This is a genomic window from Methylocystis sp. S23, from assembly GCF_054106005.1.
This window is the reverse complement of the sequence record NZ_CM134185.1, coordinates 2,334,306-2,352,741: the sequence shown is the minus strand read 5'-3', so window position 1 is coordinate 2,352,741 and position 18,436 is coordinate 2,334,306. Positions and strand designations below refer to the sequence as shown.

Below are 18,436 nucleotides of genomic sequence, written 5' to 3'. Positions count from 1 at the left end.
GGAGGCGCTATGACGCTCGTTCAAAGCCACCGCAGAGAGGCGGCGAGGGTCTCCGTCTCCGGTCCCGTTCTCGTCGTCACGGGCATGAGGCGCGAGGCCGCCTGCGTCATGGGCGAGGGCGTCGTTCCCCTTTGCAGCGGGGCCAATGTCGCGCGCCTGCGCGCGGAGCTGGAGCGGCTCAAGGAAAGACGCTTCTCCGCCGTCGTGAGCTTCGGCCTCGCCGGGGCGCTGGATTACGCGCTGCGGCCGGGCGACGTCGTCGTGGCCGACACGGTGGTCTCGGGAGACGCCCGCCACGCGACGCATGGCCGCCTTTCCGAAGCGCTCGCCGAAGGCGTCGCCGCCAGGAACTGCAAGACGGTCGCGGGCGCGATCGTCGGGGTCGACGCGCCGGCCATGGACCGCGCGGACAAGACCTTCCTGCGCGAAACGGCTCAAGCCCGCGCCGTCGATATGGAGTCCCATCTCGCCGCCGACTTCGCCCGCGAGCGGAACATCCCCTTCGCCGTGCTGCGCGCCGTCAGCGACCCGGCCGCCCGCGCTTTGCCGCCGCTCGCCGCCAAGGCGCTGACCCCGAAGGGCGACATCGACGGAAAAATAGTGGCGCGCGAGCTCATTCGCGCGCCGCATCAAATCGGCGGGCTGATCCTCGCGGGGCTCGATTCCCGCGCGGCCTTCGTCTCCTTAAGCCGCTGTGGACCGCTGCTCGGCCCGCTGCTTCGCCTCGTGCTCGCGGATCTCTGAGAGCTTGGCGATATTCTCGTCATAGACATATTCGGCCGGGCGCTGATTCTCGAGCGAGATGTCCGGCGCCATTCCGCCTTCCGTGCGCACGCCGAAGAGCGCCACCAAGGCCGCTTTCCAAGGGCGCTTCACCGTGTCGGCGACCGCCGTCGGCTCGAAGCCGCAATGGACCATGCAGTCGGCGCATTTCTCGTAGTTGCCGACGCCGTAGGCGTCCCAATTCGTCTCTTCCATCAACTGCTTGAAGGTCGGCACATAACCTTCGCCGAGCAGGTAGCAGGGGCGCTGCCAGCCGAAGACGGTGCGCAGCGGATTGCCCCAGGGCGTGCAATGATAGCTCTCATTGCCCGCAAGGAAATTCATGAACAGGCCGGACTGCTGGAACTGCCAGGCCCGGCCGCCGCGGCCGCGGCGCAGAATGGCGCGGAACAGCTCCTTGGTCTTGTGGCGGTTCAGGAAATGCGTCTGGTCCGGCGCGCGCTCATAGGCGTAGCCGGGCGACACCGTCATGCCGTCGACGCCGAGCGCCGTCGTGTCGTCGAGGAACTTCGCGACGCGCGCCGGATCGGCGTCGGCGAAGAAGGTGCTGTTCGTCGTGACGCGGAAACCCTTGGATTTGGCGAGCTTGATCGCCTCCACCGCGCGCTCGTAGACGCCGTCCTGGCTCACGGCGCGGTCGTGCATCTCCTTGTCGCCGTCGAGATGGATCGACCAGGTGAAATAGGGGCTGGGCTTGTACTGGTCGATCTTCTTGGCGAGCAGAAGCGCGTTGGTGCAGACGATCGCGAACTTCCCGCGCTTGGCGATGCCCTCGACGATCTGCGGCAGATCCTTGTGCAGCAGCGGCTCGCCGCCCGCGATGACGACGACCGGCGCGCCGCATTCGTCGACCGAGGCGAGGCATTCCTCGACGGAGAGGCGCTTGTTCAGAATATGGTCGGGATAGTCGATCTTTCCGCAGCCGGCGCAGGCGAGGTTACAGCGGAAGAGCGGCTCCAGCATCAAGACGAGAGGGTAGCGCTTGCGGCCCAGAAGATGTTGCTTGACGAGATAGGTTCCGATCTTCGCGACGTAACGAAAAGGTATGGACACGGCGTGTTCCTGCTATGGTGCGCGACCTTCAAGGGGCCGCGTGACAGAGGCGCCGGCGCGCGTCCAGCCGCGAGCGTCGCGCCGAAACGGCCGTCTAACACGAATGGCGCGGGAGGAAAACCCGGCCTTCCAGGGGCCGGGGAGGGCGCTTGGCGCCCGGGTTCCCGATTGCGGCTTGCGAAAAGGCGAAAATAGGTCTCATTTCCATCGCATCAAGCGTGAAGCTGCCGGCGGAGCCAGACCAGAGGAGCGATCTTAGATGACCGTCGCGACGCCGCCTGCACGGGCCTCGGAGGCCCCCGCGCCCCGCCGTTTCGCTCCCGCGGGAGCCCTTTTCGCGCGGCTGAAGCGCTTCTGGGCGGGCGACATCGACCTCGGCCGCGTCGGCATGGCGGTGACGCTGCCCGTCCTCGCCTGGGTCTTCTACACGACCTCCTCCGGCATGATCGACATCATGCAGAAGGAGCAGGGCGACCTCGTCGGCATAGCGGGCACGCTGGTCGCGACGACGGCCGTGCTCGTGATGCTGGCCTCGACCTCCTGGTCGCTCGGCGCCGACCTCGCGGCGCTGATCGCCCGCCGCCGCATGGCGCGCGAGCGCATGGTGATGAAGACGCTCGTCACGGCGGCGGTGTTTCTCTTCGTTTTCTCGATCTCGGCCTTCTTCTCCTTCACCTATTACTACAACAACATCTTCAAGCTCAGCTCGCGCCGGATCGTCGCCGAGCTGCAGCCCATGGAGCTTGCCGCCGACGTCGTGCTGCCGGCGACGAAGCAGATCAATGCGGCCTATGAGGCGGCCTCCGCCAGGATCGCGGCCAATCCCGCCTTCAAGGCCTATCTCGATTCGCTCGACGGGCTGATCGATACGGCCCGCACGGCCGGCCCGGCTTTGCGCGAAGCCATTCGCAAGAGCCAGGAGGCTCAACAGGCGGTCCTCGCCAGGGCCGCCCAGCAGGCGGCGGCGGAACTGGAAAGCGCCCGCGCGGCCGGCCGCCAATATGACGAGGCGCAGGCCGAGATCGCGGCTTTGGAGCGCAACGTCGCGGATTTCGACGCCGTCATCAAAGCCAAGCAGGATGAGATCGCCGCGCTCGCGGCGACGGCGCGGCAGGAAGAGCAGCTCGCGGTCGACGCCGAACACGGACTCGACAATAAGGGGGCCGTCTGCGGGCCCAATTGCCGCGGCCATCGCGCCAAGGCGGAGGAGGCGAGCCGCCGCGCGGCCATGATCCGCCAAACGCTCGCCGGCCCCACCAGCGACCGCGCTGGCGCGCTCAGGAAGCGCGAAGCCCTCTCCGCGCAGGCGATCGCGCTGAAGCAGCGGGCCGAGCTCGCCGCGACGGCCGCGAAGAAGCCGATTCCCAAGGCCGAAGCCGCGCTCGATCTCGACGCGGCCTTGCGCGACCTCGTCGCCTTGCGCGATCAGCTCCGCGTCGAGCCCACATGGACGAAGGTCCGCGAGGCGAAGCCGCTTTGCGAACCCATTCTCACCGCCGCGCGCCAGTCCGACGCCCTGCCCGCTTCCGTCGCCCGCGACTTCGCCTGCGAGCCGCAGGGCGAGGCGCGCGACCTGCTTTCCGCGCGCGACGAGGTGATCGCCGCCCGCGCGGCCTTCGACAGGAAATGCGGCCTGGAGACGGGGCTGCGCGACGAATTGAACGCCGTCGTCGTCAGGATCCGCAACGCGCCCGCCTCGGACAAATCGGCCGCCGCCAACGGCTTCAACGAGGCGAAGGGCCTCGTCGACGCCTGCGTAGTCGCCGGCAAGGCGGTCGGCCTCTCCGAGGACGACGTGCGCGAATTGTTGAAGAAAAGCGACGCCTATCTGCGCGCGCATTCCACCGAGCGCAATAAGTTCGAGCTGGCGCGCGAGGCCTTCTGGAGCTTCACGCCGGATTCGACAATGGCGATCTGCGTGGCCATGGCGCAGGACGCCTTCCTCTTCATCATGAAGTTCCTGTCCGAGATCTTCAAACGCGGCCTCGAGGCGCGCGAGCGCCGCCAGTTCATGACGCCGATGGATCTGACCGACGACGAGGAGGAGCCGGTCGAGATCCGCGCCATGAAGGCCATGCTCCGCGTGGCGAAGCCCGTGCATGGCGATATGAGCGAGATCGATCCGCAGGACCCGGCGCTGCTGCCGCTCGCGCAAAATGTGCGCGACAATCTCGTCGCGATTCTCAACCGTCTCGTGCGCGACGAAATCGCCCATGTCGAACGCAAGGGCGCCTATGTCGTCGACAACGTCACCATCTCGCAGGTGGAGTCGCGCCTCTTCGCGGCGTTGAAGCCGCGCGCGCTACGCGCCGCGCGTTACGCGCTGGAAGGTTCGGCCGCGGGCGGCGGCCCGCGCGCCTATTACGGCGACATGACGCTCGCAAATGCGCGCCGGCGCCGGCCCACGGCGCTCGAACGCTATCTGGCGCCGGAGCCCGCGACGACGGAGCAAGGCGCCGGACAGGCCGGATGAGCCAAGCGCCCGGCTCTCAAGCGACCTTTCTGGCGTCCCGCGCGATGAAGCCCGCCAATTCGCTCTCCGGCAGAGGCGGCGAGATCAGATAGCCCTGCCCCTTATGGCAGCCGAGCGCCGTCAGCGCTTCAAGCTGCGCTTGCGTCTCGATGCCCTCGGCGATGCATTGCATGTTCAGGCCCTCGCACATGGCGATGATCGCGCCGACAATGCTCGCCGCGCGCTTCTCCGCGACCATGCGGTCGACGAAGCTCTTGTCGATCTTGACCTTGTCCATCGCCAGATCGCAGAGCTGGCCGAAGGAGGAGTAGCCGGCGCCGAAATCGTCGAGCGAGATATGAATGCCCGCCGCGGCGAGTCCGCCGATCGTGCGCGTCGCCGTGGCGAGGTCGGCGAGCACGGCCGTTTCCGTCAATTCGATCTCCAGCCGGGAGGGCGGCAAGCCGCAATCCTCGATGATCGAGAGGATCGTCAGCGCCGTTCCCGGCTGATCCATTTGCGCCGCCGACAGATTGAAGGACAGCATCAAGCGGCTCGGCCAGCCGCGCGCCGCCGCGGCGGCGAGGCGCAGCAGCGACCCCGACAAGGGCGCGATCAGGCCGGTCTTTTCCGCCAGGGGGATGAAGACGTCCGGGGGCACAAGGCCGAGCGTCGGATGGCGCCATCGCGCGAGGGCCTCGAAGCCCGAAAGCGCGCCGGTGCGCAAATCGACGATCGGCTGAAACACGACGTGGAATTCCTCATTTTCGATCGCCGCGCGCAAATCATGCGCGACGATCATGCGCCGCAGGGCGACGCGCTCCAGCTCGTCGCTGAAGACGACGATTCCCCCGCGCGCCTTCGCCTTGGCCTCGTAGAGCGCCATGTCGGCGCGCTCCAGAAGGCGCCGCGCATCCTCCCCCTCGTAACGCAGCGCGACGCCGCAGGAGCAGGACATGTGGCTCGCGACGCTCCCGTAGGAAAAAGGCGCGACGAGGTTGTCGAGGAGCCTCCGCGCGACGCCCACGACGTCCTCCTGCGTTTGAAAGGCCTCGATCAGGAGCGCGAACTCGTCCCCGCCCATGCGCGCGAGCAAGCCCGCGCCCTCGACGCGCGCGCTCAGCCGTCTCGCCGCCTCGATCAGGAAAAGATCGCCGACCATGTGGCCGTGAAGGTCGTTCACGGGCTTGAAGCCGTCGAGATCGATCATCGCCACCGCGAAACGACGGTTCGAAGCCGACCACTCCCGCAGGCGCTCATCGAAGGCGCGGCGGTTCGGCAGCGAAGTGAGCGAGTCGGTCGTGGCCATGTCGACCGCCTCCTGCCGCAGGGACGCGTTCTCGACATTCGATTGCACGAGGGCCGCGAAGCCCGCATAGGTCTTCGCCAGCAAATCCCATATGGCCGCGGCCAGCGTGAACAGAGCGGGTATCGACGCCATCAGCAGCTTGTCGCCCGAATGGAAGAAGACCGCCGCCGTCGCCGCCGTCGCGATCAGCAGCACGCCGCCCGCGGCCTGCGGCAGCACCGCGACATTGAAAGCCGCGCCGACTCCCGCGCTCCAGATGAGCATCATCGCCACGCCCTGAAGCGTCAGACTCTCCGCGCGCGCGACGATGACCGCGATTCCGCAGAGACAGACGCATGTCAGCAGGGCGACGCGGACGGTTCGCTCGAGCTCCCGGCGCTTGTCCGCCGACGTCAGATCCGCGCCGCGCGCACGCAGCTTCAGCCAGCAATGCGTGCGATACGCCGCGCCGCAAATCAGCGCGCCCGCCCAGAAGGCGAGGAGAGCCGGCGGCGCCAGGTCCTTCAGGAAGAAGACGAGAAAGCAGACGAAGACGGATACGGTGAAATAGAGACCGGGTATGTTGCGGGCGATCGTTTCAAACTGCGCGTCGATGACGGCGTCGCGCCGCAATTGCGTGGCAATTTTCTTCATCGACGCACCGCGCTCTTTCGGAAATCCGAGACTGGATCGGCCTATTAGGGCCAAGATCGCTTCGTCGCAGAAAACGTGATCGATTCCAAAGTTTAGGGCGCAATTATCGCGAAAAGCCGGCTTTCGCTTTTTTCGCCGCGCGCTCTACGACGAAAAGCTGAATAAATCGTTGAGCTGAGAGACAGCCTCTTGGAACGCCGCGGCGGCAAGGGCCGCGACGCATCGGCGCTCGGCGGAAAACGGAGCGGCGCCGATCACGCCGCCGCTCTTGCGCGCCCCCAGGACGGCACATAGCGCAGGCAAAGTCCCGGCAGCGGATGCGAAAGACCGCTGACGACGCTGATGTCGCGCCAGCGCGGATAAGCCTGCGGCAGAATCTGCAATGTCAGACCCACGGCGGCGAGGAACGACGCCTCGCTCGCGAAATCATGCGCGCCGAAGTCGCGCAGCGCGTCCTCCCCCGTATCGGCGCCGTCGAGGAGCAATTCGAGCATGGGAACGGCCCAGGCCGCGCGCTCCACTACGCGTCGCACGCCTTCCGGATCGGGGCGCGCCACGCGCCACCGCAGCGGCGCGTCGTTGAGGCGAGCGGCTTCGCTCTCGTCGGCGAGGTCCGGCAGCGCGCGCAATTCCTGCGCCGCGACGGAGAAAATGGCGGCGGGACTTCCCCGGAACGTCTCTCCCGCGCCGACCCAAATCGCCGCCTGCTGATGCAGCCGCCCGAAGCCGCGCTCGCCGTCCTCCGGCCGGAATCGCGCGCGCATGAAGACCATGGAGTCGCCGACCGCGCGCGCGACGAGACAGCCGGCCGCCCGCGCGTCAATGTCGATGGCGTCGGGCTCGAAACGGCGCAGCCCCATCAGCCGCAGCGGCGAGAGATAAGGGTCCCACTCCTGGCCGAGCCCGCGGCTGCGGCGCGTGACGGCGTAGCCCGCGGAGGCCGGGACGCGCCGTTCCTCGCCCTCGCCGAGCTTGCCGTAATGCAGGCGGTGGAAAGAAATGATGCTCGACTCTTCGCCTGCCGGCGCGCCCATCGCCATAGACGGTGCCCTCACGAAACGATACGCGATTAACTAGAAATAGGAGGGTTGCATTAAGCAAGAATTGATGCGGACGAAAATTCTTCAATTCTGGCGTCGAGTTGCGCGTGGGAGAAGGTGAAGGCGCTGTCGAGCCCGAGGGCGGCGTAGAGAATGGGCTCGGCGGTGAGGAAGGGGCGCCAATATTCGCTATAGGCGCGGGCGCCTTCGAGCCCGGCGCGGCGGAAGCGCCGCTCGCCCGGCTGATGCGGGTCCATATTCGGGTTCTGGAAGCGCTTCACGAAGCCGTAAGCGGAGCAGACCGTATAGCGCACCGAGACGCCGCCCGGCTCCAGCGCGCGCAGGCGGTCGAGCCACGGCGCGGCGCGCAGCGATTTGCGCAGCGCATGCAACGCGACCGCGGGGTCGCAGGCATAGGTGAAGGCGCTAGGCCCCAGCCGCGTGAAGAGCCGCTCATATTGCGAGAAGACCACGACCACGCGCTTGAGCTTCTTCTCCCGCGCCAGCGCCAGCCGGTCGATGAGGCGCGCAAGCGTCCCGGTCCAGGCGGAATCGTCGAGCCGCACCAGCGGCAGCACCATGACGAGCGCTTCCGATTCGAGCATCTGATGCGCGAGCTTGGCCTTGACGTCGTTGAGGATCGCGACCTCGGCGCCGTCCGGCGGCACGGCGATCTCGCCGGCCGAGTCGATGATCTCCAGGAGCCACGGGCCGCGCGTGACGACCTCCGGCGGCGCCTCGCCGTTCACGGAGAGGCGGAAATAATATTCATAGGTGTTGAGCGTGTCCGTCGCGACGCCGCCCTCCGAGAAATCGCGCTTCAAGCGCTCATAATCGCCCTGCTCGATCGTCAGCAGATCGGCGCGGCGCGTATCCGGCGCGGCGTTGAACTCCGCCGGGGCGATGGGCTGCAAGGCGGGACGCAGGCGCGGGGAATAGCCAAAGGCGCTTTGCGCCACGCAATCGGCGAGGGAGGCGAGAAGCGAGGACTTGCCGCCCTTCTTCGGCCCGATGAGACAGATCGCGACTTTCTCGGTCATTTCCCGCTTTCCTGGCGACGGGCGGGACAATACAGGGCTCGAGCGGCGCGGGAAAGGCGGTCGGACGCCGCGCCCGCCGCTCGCCGGCGCGAGGAAACGGAACCGGAAAGGCCAGATCGCGCCGCGCCCGGGCGGGACCGCCCAAACGCCGGGCGATCTAGATGTGAATTGCCCGGCCATAGGCGTCCAGCACGCTTTCATGCATCGTCTCCGACAAGGTCGGATGCGGGAACACCACGCGCATCAGCTCTTCCTCCGTCGTCTCCAGATTCATGGCGATGACGAATCCCTGGATCAGCTCCGTCGCCTCGGCCCCCACGAGATGCGCGCCCAGAAGGCGTCCGGTCTTTTTGTCGAAGACGGTCTTGACGAGCCCCTCCGGCTCGCCGAGCGCGATGGCCTTGCCATTGCCGAGATAGGGAAAGCGGCCGACGCGAATGTCGTAGCCCGCCGCCTTCGCCTTTTCTTCCGTCAAGCCGACCGACGCCACCTGCGGATGGCAATAGGTGCAGCCCGGCACGAGCGATTTGTCGAGCGGATGCGCGTCGAGGCCGGCGATCGCCTCCACGCAGGAGACGCCTTCATGCTCGGCCTTGTGCGCGAGCATTGGCCCGCCGGCGACGTCGCCAATGGCGTAGAGCCCCGGCACATTGGTGCGCCCGAGTCCGTCCGTCCTGATCACGCCCTTCTCGATCGCGACGCCGAGCGCCTCGAGGCCGAGATTCTCGACATTGGCGACGACGCCCGCGGCCGAAAGCGCGCGCTCCGCCTCCAGGGTCTCGCTCGCGCCGTCGGCGCCCTTGAGAGTCACGACGACGCTGTCGGCTTTCTTCTCGAGCGCCGCGACGGTCGTCGCCGTCTTCACGACGACGCCCTGCTTCTCGAAGCTCTTGCGCGCGAAGGCGGCGATCTCGGCGTCCTCCGCCGCGAGAATCTGGGGCAGCGCCTCGACCAGCGTCACCTCCGCCCCGAAGGCGCGGAAGAAGGACGCGAACTCCACGCCGATCGCGCCGGCGCCGACGACGAGCAGGGATTTCGGAAAGCGCTCCGGCTTCAGCGCCTCGAAATAAGTCCAGACGAGGCGGCCGTCCGGCTCCAAGCCCGGCAGCGCGCGCGGGCGGGCGCCGGTGGCGATGATGATATGTTTAGCCTGATAGACGCCTTCGCCGAGCGTGTTTTTCGGCGCGGGCAGTTGCGGCGTCACCGGCGGCCTGGTCGGCGCGCCGACCTTCACCTCGCCTTTGCCCGCGATCGTCGCCTCGCCCCAGATCACGTCGATCTTGTTCTTCTTGAGCAGAAAGCCGACGCCGGCGTTGAGCCGCCCCGCCGCCTCGCGCGAACGCGCGACGATGCGCGCCGCGTCGAAGCCCGGCGCCGCGCCGGCGACGCCATAGCGGGCGCCGTCCTTCGCGAGGCGATAGACTTCGGCGGAGCGCAATAGCGCCTTTGTCGGAATGCAGCCCCAATTGAGGCAAACGCCGCCGAGATGCTCGCGCTCGACGACAGCCGTCCTCAATCCGAGCTGCGCGGCGCGAATCGCCGCGACATAGCCGCCGGGACCGCCGCCAATCACGATGAGATCATACGCATTTGTCATGGCGGCAATCTCCGGACCGCAAATCGAGAGCGCGACATGCGCCGCCTTCGTCAAGGAAAACAGAACCAATCATACAATCCGCGGAGAAATTTTCCGCTGTCGATTCTTCGCGCAGGCCAACTTATCGCCCGCCGACGCGCGCGGCGAGGCCTTCCGCAATCCGCGCGGCTCTCTCTCATTTTGCTTGAAGCGGCGCGTTCTCGCCCCCGCTTTCGGGCGGAGATGCGTCATGCGCGCATGGATCGGGCGCCTGTCAGCCCGGAATGGCGGTCGACGGGTTCGTGAAAGCGCCTGCGCCGGCATGCGTCCATTTGGGCTTCGCCGCTAAGGCGAAAGATCGGAACGGCCGGCGCAGGCGGGAGGATGGCGGAAAATCATATCCCTAATCGCTGCGCGGCGGGACGGCCGGGCGGCGGATGGGGATCGGACGCAGCACGGGCGCTTGACCCGGCAGCGACTCGCGAATGGCTTCCAGCAGTTTGTTCAGGGCGGCGGCGACAGCGCCGCCTCTAGACTTGCCTTTCATGAGCCTTACTCCTGTCTGCCCTCTCTGACAGGAGCAACATTCCGAACCGTTCGTTTGATCCGGCGAAATTGGAATAAATCAAAAGAGCGCGCGCCGTCGGCCGGCGAGCGCTCCTTGAAATACAAGCCTATTCAGAGAATTAGGCGGCCTGCGGCAGCGCCGCCTTGGCTTGGGCCACGATGGCGGCGAAAGCCTCGGGCTGCTCGATGGCGAGCTGAGACAGGACCTTGCGGTCGACGCCGACGCCGGCCTTGGCGAGGCCGTCGATGAAGCGCGAATAGGTCAGGCCATGCTCGCGCACGGCGGCGTTGAGGCGCTGGATCCACAGGGCGCGGAAGGCGCGCTTCTTGGCCTTGCGGTCGCGCGTCGCATATTGCATCGAGCGATCGACCGCGGCCTTGGCGGTGCGGATCGTGTTCTTGCGGCGGCCGTAAAAGCCCTTGGCGGCCTTCAGCGTCTTCTTGTGCTTGGCGTGGGACGTAACGCCCCGTTTCACGCGAGCCATGACGAAACTCCTTCAGAATTCTGCTTATGTTGCGGGGCGTCAGCCGTTCGGCAGGAAGTATTTCTTGATGTTGTCGCCGTCGGTCTTGAACAGGACATTGGTCCCGCGCAGATTTCTGATCTGCTTGTTCGTGCGCTTGATCATGCCGTGGCGCTTGCCCTGCTGGGCGTAGACCACCTTGCCGGTCCCGGTGATCTTGAAGCGCTTCTTGGCGCCGGACTTCGTCTTCAGCTTGGGCATTTTGCTCTCCTGGGCCTTCGCCCTCTTGATTCTTGACGCGTCCGGCCCGACGGACCCTTGAGGACGCGTTTCGCGCGAGCGAAAAGAACCGCCACGGCAGCCCATCTACTGGCCGGGCGGTTCGGAAGCGCGGCTTATGGGCCAAACGGGGAGAAATTGCAAGAGCGTTGGACAGACGCCGTTCATGCGACATATTCAGCCGCGAAGCAGCCGGAACAGGGCTGCCGGAATTATAAATTATCAGGAAACGTGAGGGCTTATTGGATGAACGTTCATGCGCCATTGTCTGACGCTGTCGCGGCCGAACGCCCGGTCAGTTCCCATAATGAGTGGGACCCGCTGGAGGAAATCATCGTCGGCCGGCTGGAAGGTTCGACGATTCCCTCCGACCATCCCGTCGTAACCTGCAACATACCCGGCATGGCGGCGCGGGCGCAGGCGCTCGCCGCCGGCTTCCGATTCCCAAAATTCATGGTCGAGCCGGCGCAGGAGGAGCTCGACAATTTCATCAGGGTGCTGGAGCGGCTCGGCGTCACGGTGACCCGTCCCGAGCCCTTCAACCATAAGGCCAAATTCTCGACGCCCTATTGGTCCTCGCGCGGCTTCTGCAATTCCTGCCCGCGCGACTCCATGCTCGTCATCGGCGACGAAATTCTCGAAACGCCCATGGCCTGGCCTTGCCGCTATTTCGAGACTCATTCCTATCGGCCGATCCTGAAGGATTATTTCCGCCGCGGCGCGCGCTGGACCTCGGCCCCGAAGCCCCAGCTCACGGACGAGCTTTTCGATCCGAACTTCACGCTCCCCGAGAAGGGCGAGCCGATCCGCTATATTCTCACCGAATTCGAGCCGGTCTTCGACGCCGCCGACTTCTTCCGTTGCGGCCGCGACATTTTCGTTACGCGCTCCAACGTCACGAACCAGATGGGCGTAGACTGGCTGCGCCGGCATCTCGGCGACGGCTATCGCATCCACGAGATCAAGAGCCGCTGCCCCAATCCCATGCATATCGACACGACGATCCTGCCGCTGGGGCCAGGCCGCCTTCTCATCAATCCGGAATATATCGTTCCGGACGAACTGCCCGACATTCTCAAGAAATGGGACATTCTCGTCGCGCCGGAGCCGACGCCGATCGAGGACCGCATCCTCAAGATCACCTCCATGTGCGGCAAATGGCTGAGCATGAACATTCTGATGGTCGACGAGAAGCGCATGATCGTCGATCCGCATCACGTCAACATGATGCGGCAGGTCGAGAAATGGGGCTATGAACCGATCCCCGTTCCCTTCCTGCATTACGCGGCCTTCGGCGGCGCCTTCCATTGCGCGACGCTGGACGTGCGGAGAAGAGGGACGCTGGAGAGCTATTTCTAGCAGCCTGCGCCATTCTCCTCCCGTCATTGCGAGCGAAGCGAAGCAATCCAGAGCGTCATTGCGGCGCTGGATTGCTTCGCTTCGCTCGCAATGACGGAACGCGTCAGCAAAAAAGGCCGGCATTTCGAGTGACGGAAGCCGCTAGTTCACGCCGCTCAATCGCAAGCCCACCATCCCGGCCACGATCAGGACGAAGGACGCCAGTCTCATCGGCGTAGCGGGCTCTCCGAAGAGCAGCACGCCGACGATCGCCACGGCGGCGATGCTGCCGCCCGTCCAGACCGCATAGGCCGTGCCGGCGGGGATCGTCTTCACCGCGATACCGAGGCAGCCGACGCTCGCGATCATGAAAAACAGCATGACGACCGTCGGCCAGAAGCGCGTGAAGCCGTCGGCGTATTTCATGCCCACGAGCCAGCCGACCTCGCAGACGCTGCCGATCAACAAGATGATCCAGTCCATCCAATAATCCTTTCATCCTTAAACGCCTTGTTGGCGCTTCGGCGTCCGCCGTCAAGGCGAGACGGCCGCCCGCTGATTGAACGAGGCGCAAAGGGCCACAGATAAGGTTGAACGAAGTTGCGCCAAGGAGGGCGCCGTCATGAGAAAGATCCTCGGCGTCTATCCCGCGCCGGAAACCGTGCATTGGGTGGGCGACGGATTCCCCGTGCGCAGCCTTTTTTCCTACGCCGGGCGCGGCGAGAGCGTGAGCCCCTTCATCCTCCTGGATCATGCCGGGCCTGTCGATTTTCCGCCATCCGACCATGGGCGCGGCGTCGGCCAGCATCCGCATCGCGGCTTCGAGACCGTCACCATCGTCTATGACGGAGAAGTGGCGCATCGCGATTCGACCGGCGCGGGCGGAATCATCGGCCCCGGCGACGTGCAGTGGATGACGGCGGGCGCCGGCGTGCTGCATGAGGAGCGCCATTCCGACGCCTTCGCGAAGCGCGGCGGACGGCTGGAGATCGCGCAGCTCTGGGTCAATCTGCCGGCGCGGCTGAAGATGACGGCGCCCCGCTACCAGACGCTGCTCGACGACGCCATTCCCCGCGTCGAACTGCGCAATGACGGCGGGCTCGTGCGGGTGATCGCCGGAGAATTCGCCGGCGCCATGGGCCCGGCGCGGACCGCAACGCCCATGAATATCTGGGACGTGCGCATCGACGCGGGCAAGACGGCCGCCTTCGATCTGCCCGAGGGACATAATCTCGTCGTGGCCGTTCTCGACGGGCCGGTCGTCGTCAATGGCGAGGGCCATGCGCGGTCCGGCGAAACGATCGTCTTCGAGCGCCATGGCGGCGACGTTATTTTCACCGCGCAGGGCGACGCGAAGCTGCTGCTCCTGAGCGGAGAGCCCATTGACGAGCCTGTCGCGCAGGAAGGGCCGTTCGTGATGAACGATGCGGCGGAGCTGAAACAGGCTTTCGAGGATTATCGCTCCGGCCGCTTCGGGACCATCGCGCCGGCCGGCGCCTGAGTCGCGGCGCCGCGCCGCTCGATCGCGCGCGGCGCGAGACGCAGCTCCTCGATCGCGGCGGCGAGGTCGGCGAAATCGACGGGCTTCGTCAGAAAGGCGTCCACGCCCGCCGCGCGCGCCGCGCGTTCGTCCTCCTCCTGCGCGCTCGCGGTCAAGGCGAGAATGGGCGTTCGGGGCGTTCGCGCTTGCGCCTCGGCCTCTCTTATGCTGCGCGTCGCCGCCCGCCCGTCGAGCTCGGGCATGAAAAGGTCCATCACGATGACGTCATAGGCCTGCGCCGCCGCCATCGCGACCGCCTCGGCGCCGTTGCGGGCGCGGGCGGCGTCGGCGCCGAGCTTGCCGAGATGGCGCGTGAGAATGAGGGCGTTGACGTCATTGTCCTCGGCCACGAGCGCCCTCAGTCCCGCCAGCGCGCGCGCCGGCTCCGCCGGGAGGGGCTTCGGCGCGTCCGCGCGCTCCTGCGACAGCCGCGCGACGAGGGAGGCGCCGCGCACGGGCTTCACCAGCCATCCGTCGAAGTCCCGCATCGCGGCCTCGCCGAAGGCGCGCCGCTCCAGTGGCGAGAACAGCAGGAAGAGCCGCCGCAGGCCCGCCGCCCGCGCCGCCGCCGCCAGCCGCGCGGTGATCCGCTCGCCAAGCGCGCAATCGACGATGAGGGCGTCAAGCGCGCCATCCCGCCCGAGGCGCGCGATTGCGTCCGCTTCATTCCCGGCGACGGCCGCCTCGGCGCCCGCCGCGCGCAGGCCTTCGGCGAGATAGGGCGCCTCGAAGCGGCTCGCGCCGACGACGAGGACGGTCGCGCCGGCAAGCGGGCGCGCCGATGCGTCCGGCGCCGGCGGCGCCGGCAAAGTGAAGGCGAATGTCGAACCTTTTTCCGATGTCTCGGCCAGGGTCAGGGCGCCGCCCATGAGCGAGACGAGACGGCGCGAAATGGCGAGGCCGAGGCCGGTGCCGCCATGGCGGCGCGTCGCCGAGGCGTCGCCCTGCTCGAATTCCTCGAAGATCGCGTCGCGCGCGGCGGGCGGCACGCCGGGACCGGTGTCGCGCACCTCGAAACGCAGGGCGCCCGCGTTCCGGAAGACCCGCAGGCCCACGCCGCCGCTTTCGGTGAAATTGATTGCGTTGCCCAGGAGATTGACGAGCGCCTGCCGCAGCCGCGAGGGATCGCTTTCGATCTCGCCGCGAGCGTCGGACGCGATGAAGCTGGCGATCTCCAATCCCTTGGCGAAGGCGCGCGGCGCCAGCAATTCGACGACGCCCTCGACGAGCGGCGCGAGCGCGAAGGTCTCGCGCCGCAATTCGAGCTTGCCGGCCTCGATCTTGGAGAAGTCGAGAATGTCGTCGATGAGCTGCGCGAGCGAGCGGCTCGAATCGTTGATGGCCTCGACATAGCTCGCCTGCTCGGCGTCGAGCCGCGTCATGGCGAGAAGCTGCGCGAGGCCCATGACGCCGTTGAGCGGCGTGCGAATCTCGTGGCTGACCGTCGCGAGGAAGCGCGACTTGGCGAGGCTCGCCGCCTCCGCCTTGTCGCGCGCGTCGGCCGCCGCCCGCAGCTCCCAGATTTCGTCGCGCAGGCGCTCCAGCTCCGTCTCGGCCGCGCCGCGCCGTCCCTTGTGCAGGGCGAAGAAGATCGACGCCGCCAGCAGCAGGACGACAAGCTGCGCGGCAATGAGGGTGATTTCCCAAGCGCTCATCGATCAGGCTCCCCCGCAGGCTCCTCGCGCACGAATCATGCCCCAGGCCGATTGATAAAGCTTTCCCCGCAGCGAGCCTCACGCGGCCGCGCGCCCCGCCGAAAGCCCGGCGCGATAGGAGAGCGCCTCGGCGAGATGCGGGCGCGATATCTCCTCCGCGCCGTCCAGATCGGCGATGGTGCGGGCGAGCTTCAATACACGGTGGAAGCCGCGCGCGCTGAGCGCGAACCGGTCCGAGGCCTCGCGGATGAGCGCGGTCCCCGGCCCGTCGAGCCGCGCCACGCGCTCGATGACCGAGGCCGGCGCGGCGGCGTTGGCGGCGACGCCCGGAAGCTCCAGGGACTCATAGCGGGCGCGCTGCAGGGCGCGGGCGCGGGCGACCCGGGCCGCGACCTCGCGCGAGCCCTCGGCGGGCGGCGGCAAGACCAGGTCGGCGGCGGTGACGGCCGGAACCTCGATCTGCAGATCGAAACGGTCGAGCAGCGGGCCGGAGAGCCGCGCCTGATATTGCGCGGCGCAGCGCTCATTGGGCTGGCGGCGGCAGGCGAAGCCCGGATCGAGGGCGTGGCCGCAGCGGCATGGGTTCATCGCCGCGACGAGCTGGAAGCGCGCCGGATAGACGGCCCGGTGATTGGCGCGCGAGACGGCGACCTCCCCGGTTTCGAGCGGCTGGCGCAGGCTGTCCAGAACCTGCGGCTGAAACTCCGGCAGCTCGTCGAGAAACAGCACGCCGTTATGGGCGAGCGAGATCTCCCCGGGCCTGGCGTGGGTCCCGCCGCCGACGAGCGCCGCCATGGAGGCGGAATGGTGCGGGGCGCGGAAGGGCCGCCGGTTGGTGAGCGCGCCGCCCGCGATCTGGCCGGCGACCGAATGGATCATGGAGACTTCCAGCAGCTCGCGCGGCGTCAAAGGCGGCAAGATGGAGGGGAGCCGCGCGGCGAGCATGGACTTGCCGGCGCCGGGCGGCCCGCTCATCAGCAGATTATGGCCGCCCGCCGCCGCGATCTCCAGCGCGCGCTTGGCGCTCTCCTGCCCCTTAATGTCGGCGAGGTCCGGCAAATCCGCCGCCGGCGCCCGCACCGCCGGCTCGGGCCGCGCCAGAGCCTGGGTTCCCTTGATGTGGTTGACGAGCTGGATGAGCGAGCGCGGCGCCAGCACCTCCATCTCGCGCGAGGCCCAGGCCGCCTCGGGTCCGCATTCCCTGGGGCAGATGAGCCCCTGCCCGCGGGCGTTCGCCGCCATGGCGGCGGGCAAGGCGCCGGTCACGGGCGTCAGCGTCCCGTCGAGCGCAAGCTCGCCGAGCGCCACAAATCCCTCCAGCGCGTCCGAGGGGATGGCCCCGATCGCCGCCATCACGCCGAGCGCGATGGGAAGGTCGTAATGACTGCCCTCCTTGGGCATGTCGGCGGGCGCGAGATTGACGGTGATGCGCTTGGCCGGCAGCGCGAGGCCGGAGGCGATGAGGGCCGCGCGCACGCGCTCCCGCGATTCGGCGACGGCCTTGTCTCCCAGCCCCACCACGTTGAAGACGACCGATCCCGGGGAAATCTGGACCTGAACGTCGACGGGCCGCGCGTCCACGCCTTCGAAAGCGACCGTCGCCACCCGAACCGCCATAGGTTTACGCTCCAAAACGTCGCCAGCTGAAACGGAGCCATGGTAATATCGAGGCGCGGCGCGCGCAAGAACAACATACGAACACGCCGCCTTCGCCCGGGCGGCGTTTGCCGCCGGATCAAAATTGGTTAGGCTCGCGGCGTCTCGGAAAAACCCCAGGAGCAGCCGATGCAGAAATTCCCAGTCGCCGGCGCGGCGGCGCTTATTGTTGCGGCGCTTGCCGGCGCCGCGCCGGCCCAAGCCGCGCGCTGCGGCAACGGGGCCGGCGGATTCGAGGCCTGGAAGCAGGAATTCGCCGAGGAAGCGCGCGGGCGCGTCGGCTCGGCGGGCGTCGACGCGCTGCTGAACACGCATTACAACTCGGCCACGATCGGCGCCGATCGCGGGCAGAAGAGCTTCCACTTGTCGCTCGAGGGCTTCATGCAGAAGCGCGGCGCCTCCGCCATCGTCGCCAAGGGGCGCCAGCTCAAGCGGTCGATGGCCGGCCTCTTCCAGTCGATCGAGAGCCGCTACGGCGTGCCGCCGGGGCCGCTCCTCGCCATCTGGGGCATGGAAACCGGCTTCGGCGCCGTTCACGGCAATCAGCACGCGCTCTCGGCCGTGGCGACGCTCGCCTATGATTGCCGCCGGTCGGAATATTTCAGCGACCAGCTCTACGCCGCGCTGCAATTGATCGACCATGGCCGGCTGTCGCCCAATGCGCGGGGCTCCATGCATGGCGAGATCGGGCAGACGCAGTTCCTCCCGAAAAACATTCTGCAATATGGCGTCGGCAATCTCGATAACGCCCAGGCGGCGCTCATGTCCACGGCCAACTTCCTGCACGCCCATGGCTGGCAGGCGGGCGCGGGCTATCAGCCGGGCGAGCCCAATTTCGCGGCGATCCAGGCCTGGAACGCGGCCTCCGTCTATGAGCGCGCCATCGCCATCATCGGCCGGCAGATCGACGGTGGCGAATAAGCAAGAGGCCGCCGCCCCGGGCGGCGGCCGAGCTCGCGCCGGCAAATCTCCAAAGCGGGCCTCGTCCTTCGAGACGCGAGCTTCGCTCGCGGATGAGGCATAGCCGTTTGGCGCGAGGGGCGCGGCGTCG

At 67.3% G+C, this 18,436-nt stretch carries 16 protein-coding genes; 5 read left to right on the top strand and 11 right to left on the bottom strand.

Going from position 1 to position 18,436, the window contains the following annotated elements; genetic code table 11:
- Positions 1–9 precede the first annotated feature (9 nt).
- The gene (locus tag ACV7JP_RS11615) at positions 10–744 is read left to right on the top strand and encodes a phosphorylase family protein (protein WP_457795840.1); all 735 of its coding nucleotides are present in this window, start codon (positions 10–12) and stop codon (positions 742–744) included.
- On the opposite strand, the gene hpnH is transcribed toward ACV7JP_RS11615, so the two are convergent.
- Entirely contained in the window at positions 685–1,836 is a 1,152-nt protein-coding gene (hpnH, locus tag ACV7JP_RS11610) for an adenosyl-hopene transferase HpnH (protein WP_457795839.1), read from the bottom strand. The two genes, ACV7JP_RS11615 and hpnH, sit on opposite strands and share 60 nt — an antisense overlap.
- Before the next feature lie 259 nt (positions 1,837–2,095).
- Between hpnH and ACV7JP_RS11605 the strand changes: the two genes are divergently transcribed.
- Positions 2,096–4,309, top strand: a complete 2,214-nt coding sequence (locus tag ACV7JP_RS11605) for a hypothetical protein (RefSeq protein ID WP_457795838.1) — start codon at positions 2,096–2,098, stop codon at positions 4,307–4,309.
- A 16-nt stretch (positions 4,310–4,325) separates the two neighbouring features.
- Here the strand turns inward: ACV7JP_RS11605 and ACV7JP_RS11600 are convergent, their stop codons facing one another.
- The 7 genes from ACV7JP_RS11600 to rpmI all read right to left on the bottom strand — a co-directional run bounded on the left by ACV7JP_RS11600 (position 4,326) and on the right by rpmI (position 11,178).
- On the bottom strand, positions 4,326–6,230 hold the full coding sequence (locus ACV7JP_RS11600) for a putative bifunctional diguanylate cyclase/phosphodiesterase (protein WP_457795837.1): 1,905 nt from the start codon (positions 6,228–6,230) through the stop codon (positions 4,326–4,328).
- A 254-nt stretch (positions 6,231–6,484) separates the two neighbouring features.
- Positions 6,485–7,270 carry a hypothetical protein gene (locus ACV7JP_RS11595; protein ID WP_457795836.1) on the bottom strand — a complete coding sequence of 262 codons (786 nt, stop codon included), beginning with the start codon at positions 7,268–7,270 and terminating at the stop codon, positions 6,485–6,487.
- 53 nt (positions 7,271–7,323) lie between these two features.
- Complete coding sequence (locus ACV7JP_RS11590) at positions 7,324–8,310, bottom strand: hypothetical protein (RefSeq protein ID WP_457795835.1); 987 nt, start codon at positions 8,308–8,310, stop codon at positions 7,324–7,326.
- 157 nt (positions 8,311–8,467) lie between these two features.
- Positions 8,468–9,907: a dihydrolipoyl dehydrogenase gene (gene lpdA, locus ACV7JP_RS11585; RefSeq protein ID WP_457795834.1), complete on the bottom strand. Its 1,440-nt coding sequence runs from the start codon at positions 9,905–9,907 to the stop codon at positions 8,468–8,470.
- A 382-nt stretch (positions 9,908–10,289) separates the two neighbouring features.
- On the bottom strand, positions 10,290–10,433 hold the full coding sequence (locus tag ACV7JP_RS11580) for a hypothetical protein (RefSeq protein WP_457795833.1): 144 nt from the start codon (positions 10,431–10,433) through the stop codon (positions 10,290–10,292).
- 139 nt (positions 10,434–10,572) lie between these two features.
- Positions 10,573–10,938, bottom strand: a complete 366-nt coding sequence (gene rplT, locus ACV7JP_RS11575; RefSeq protein ID WP_457795832.1) for a 50S ribosomal protein L20 — start codon at positions 10,936–10,938, stop codon at positions 10,573–10,575.
- A gap of 39 nt (positions 10,939–10,977) precedes the next feature.
- The gene (rpmI, locus tag ACV7JP_RS11570; RefSeq protein WP_036287582.1) at positions 10,978–11,178 is read right to left on the bottom strand and encodes a 50S ribosomal protein L35; all 201 of its coding nucleotides are present in this window, start codon (positions 11,176–11,178) and stop codon (positions 10,978–10,980) included.
- A gap of 264 nt (positions 11,179–11,442) precedes the next feature.
- On the opposite strand from rpmI, the gene ACV7JP_RS11565 reads away from it, so the two are divergent.
- A complete protein-coding gene (locus ACV7JP_RS11565) occupies positions 11,443–12,555 on the top strand; it encodes an amidinotransferase (protein WP_457795831.1) in 1,113 nt (370 codons plus the stop codon).
- Between the two features lie 141 nt (positions 12,556–12,696).
- On the opposite strand, the gene ACV7JP_RS11560 is transcribed toward ACV7JP_RS11565, so the two are convergent.
- Entirely contained in the window at positions 12,697–13,017 is a 321-nt protein-coding gene (locus tag ACV7JP_RS11560) for a DMT family transporter (RefSeq protein WP_457795830.1), read from the bottom strand.
- Between the two features lie 139 nt (positions 13,018–13,156).
- Between ACV7JP_RS11560 and ACV7JP_RS11555 the strand changes: the two genes are divergently transcribed.
- The gene (locus ACV7JP_RS11555; RefSeq protein ID WP_457795829.1) at positions 13,157–14,035 is read left to right on the top strand and encodes a pirin family protein; all 879 of its coding nucleotides are present in this window, start codon (positions 13,157–13,159) and stop codon (positions 14,033–14,035) included.
- Here ACV7JP_RS11555 and ACV7JP_RS11550 read toward each other — a convergent pair.
- Both ACV7JP_RS11550 and ACV7JP_RS11545 read right to left on the bottom strand, forming a co-directional pair.
- Entirely contained in the window at positions 13,990–15,729 is a 1,740-nt protein-coding gene (locus ACV7JP_RS11550; protein ID WP_457795828.1) for an ATP-binding protein, read from the bottom strand. The two genes, ACV7JP_RS11555 and ACV7JP_RS11550, sit on opposite strands and share 46 nt — an antisense overlap.
- A gap of 78 nt (positions 15,730–15,807) precedes the next feature.
- On the bottom strand, positions 15,808–17,346 hold the full coding sequence (locus tag ACV7JP_RS11545) for a YifB family Mg chelatase-like AAA ATPase (protein WP_457795827.1): 1,539 nt from the start codon (positions 17,344–17,346) through the stop codon (positions 15,808–15,810).
- A 168-nt stretch (positions 17,347–17,514) separates the two neighbouring features.
- Here ACV7JP_RS11545 and ACV7JP_RS11540 point away from each other — a divergent pair, with 168 nt between their 5' ends.
- Positions 17,515–18,306 (top strand): lytic murein transglycosylase, encoded by a 792-nt coding sequence (locus tag ACV7JP_RS11540; protein ID WP_457795826.1) that lies wholly within the window; start codon positions 17,515–17,517, stop codon positions 18,304–18,306.
- Positions 18,307–18,436: the final 130 nt, after the last annotated feature.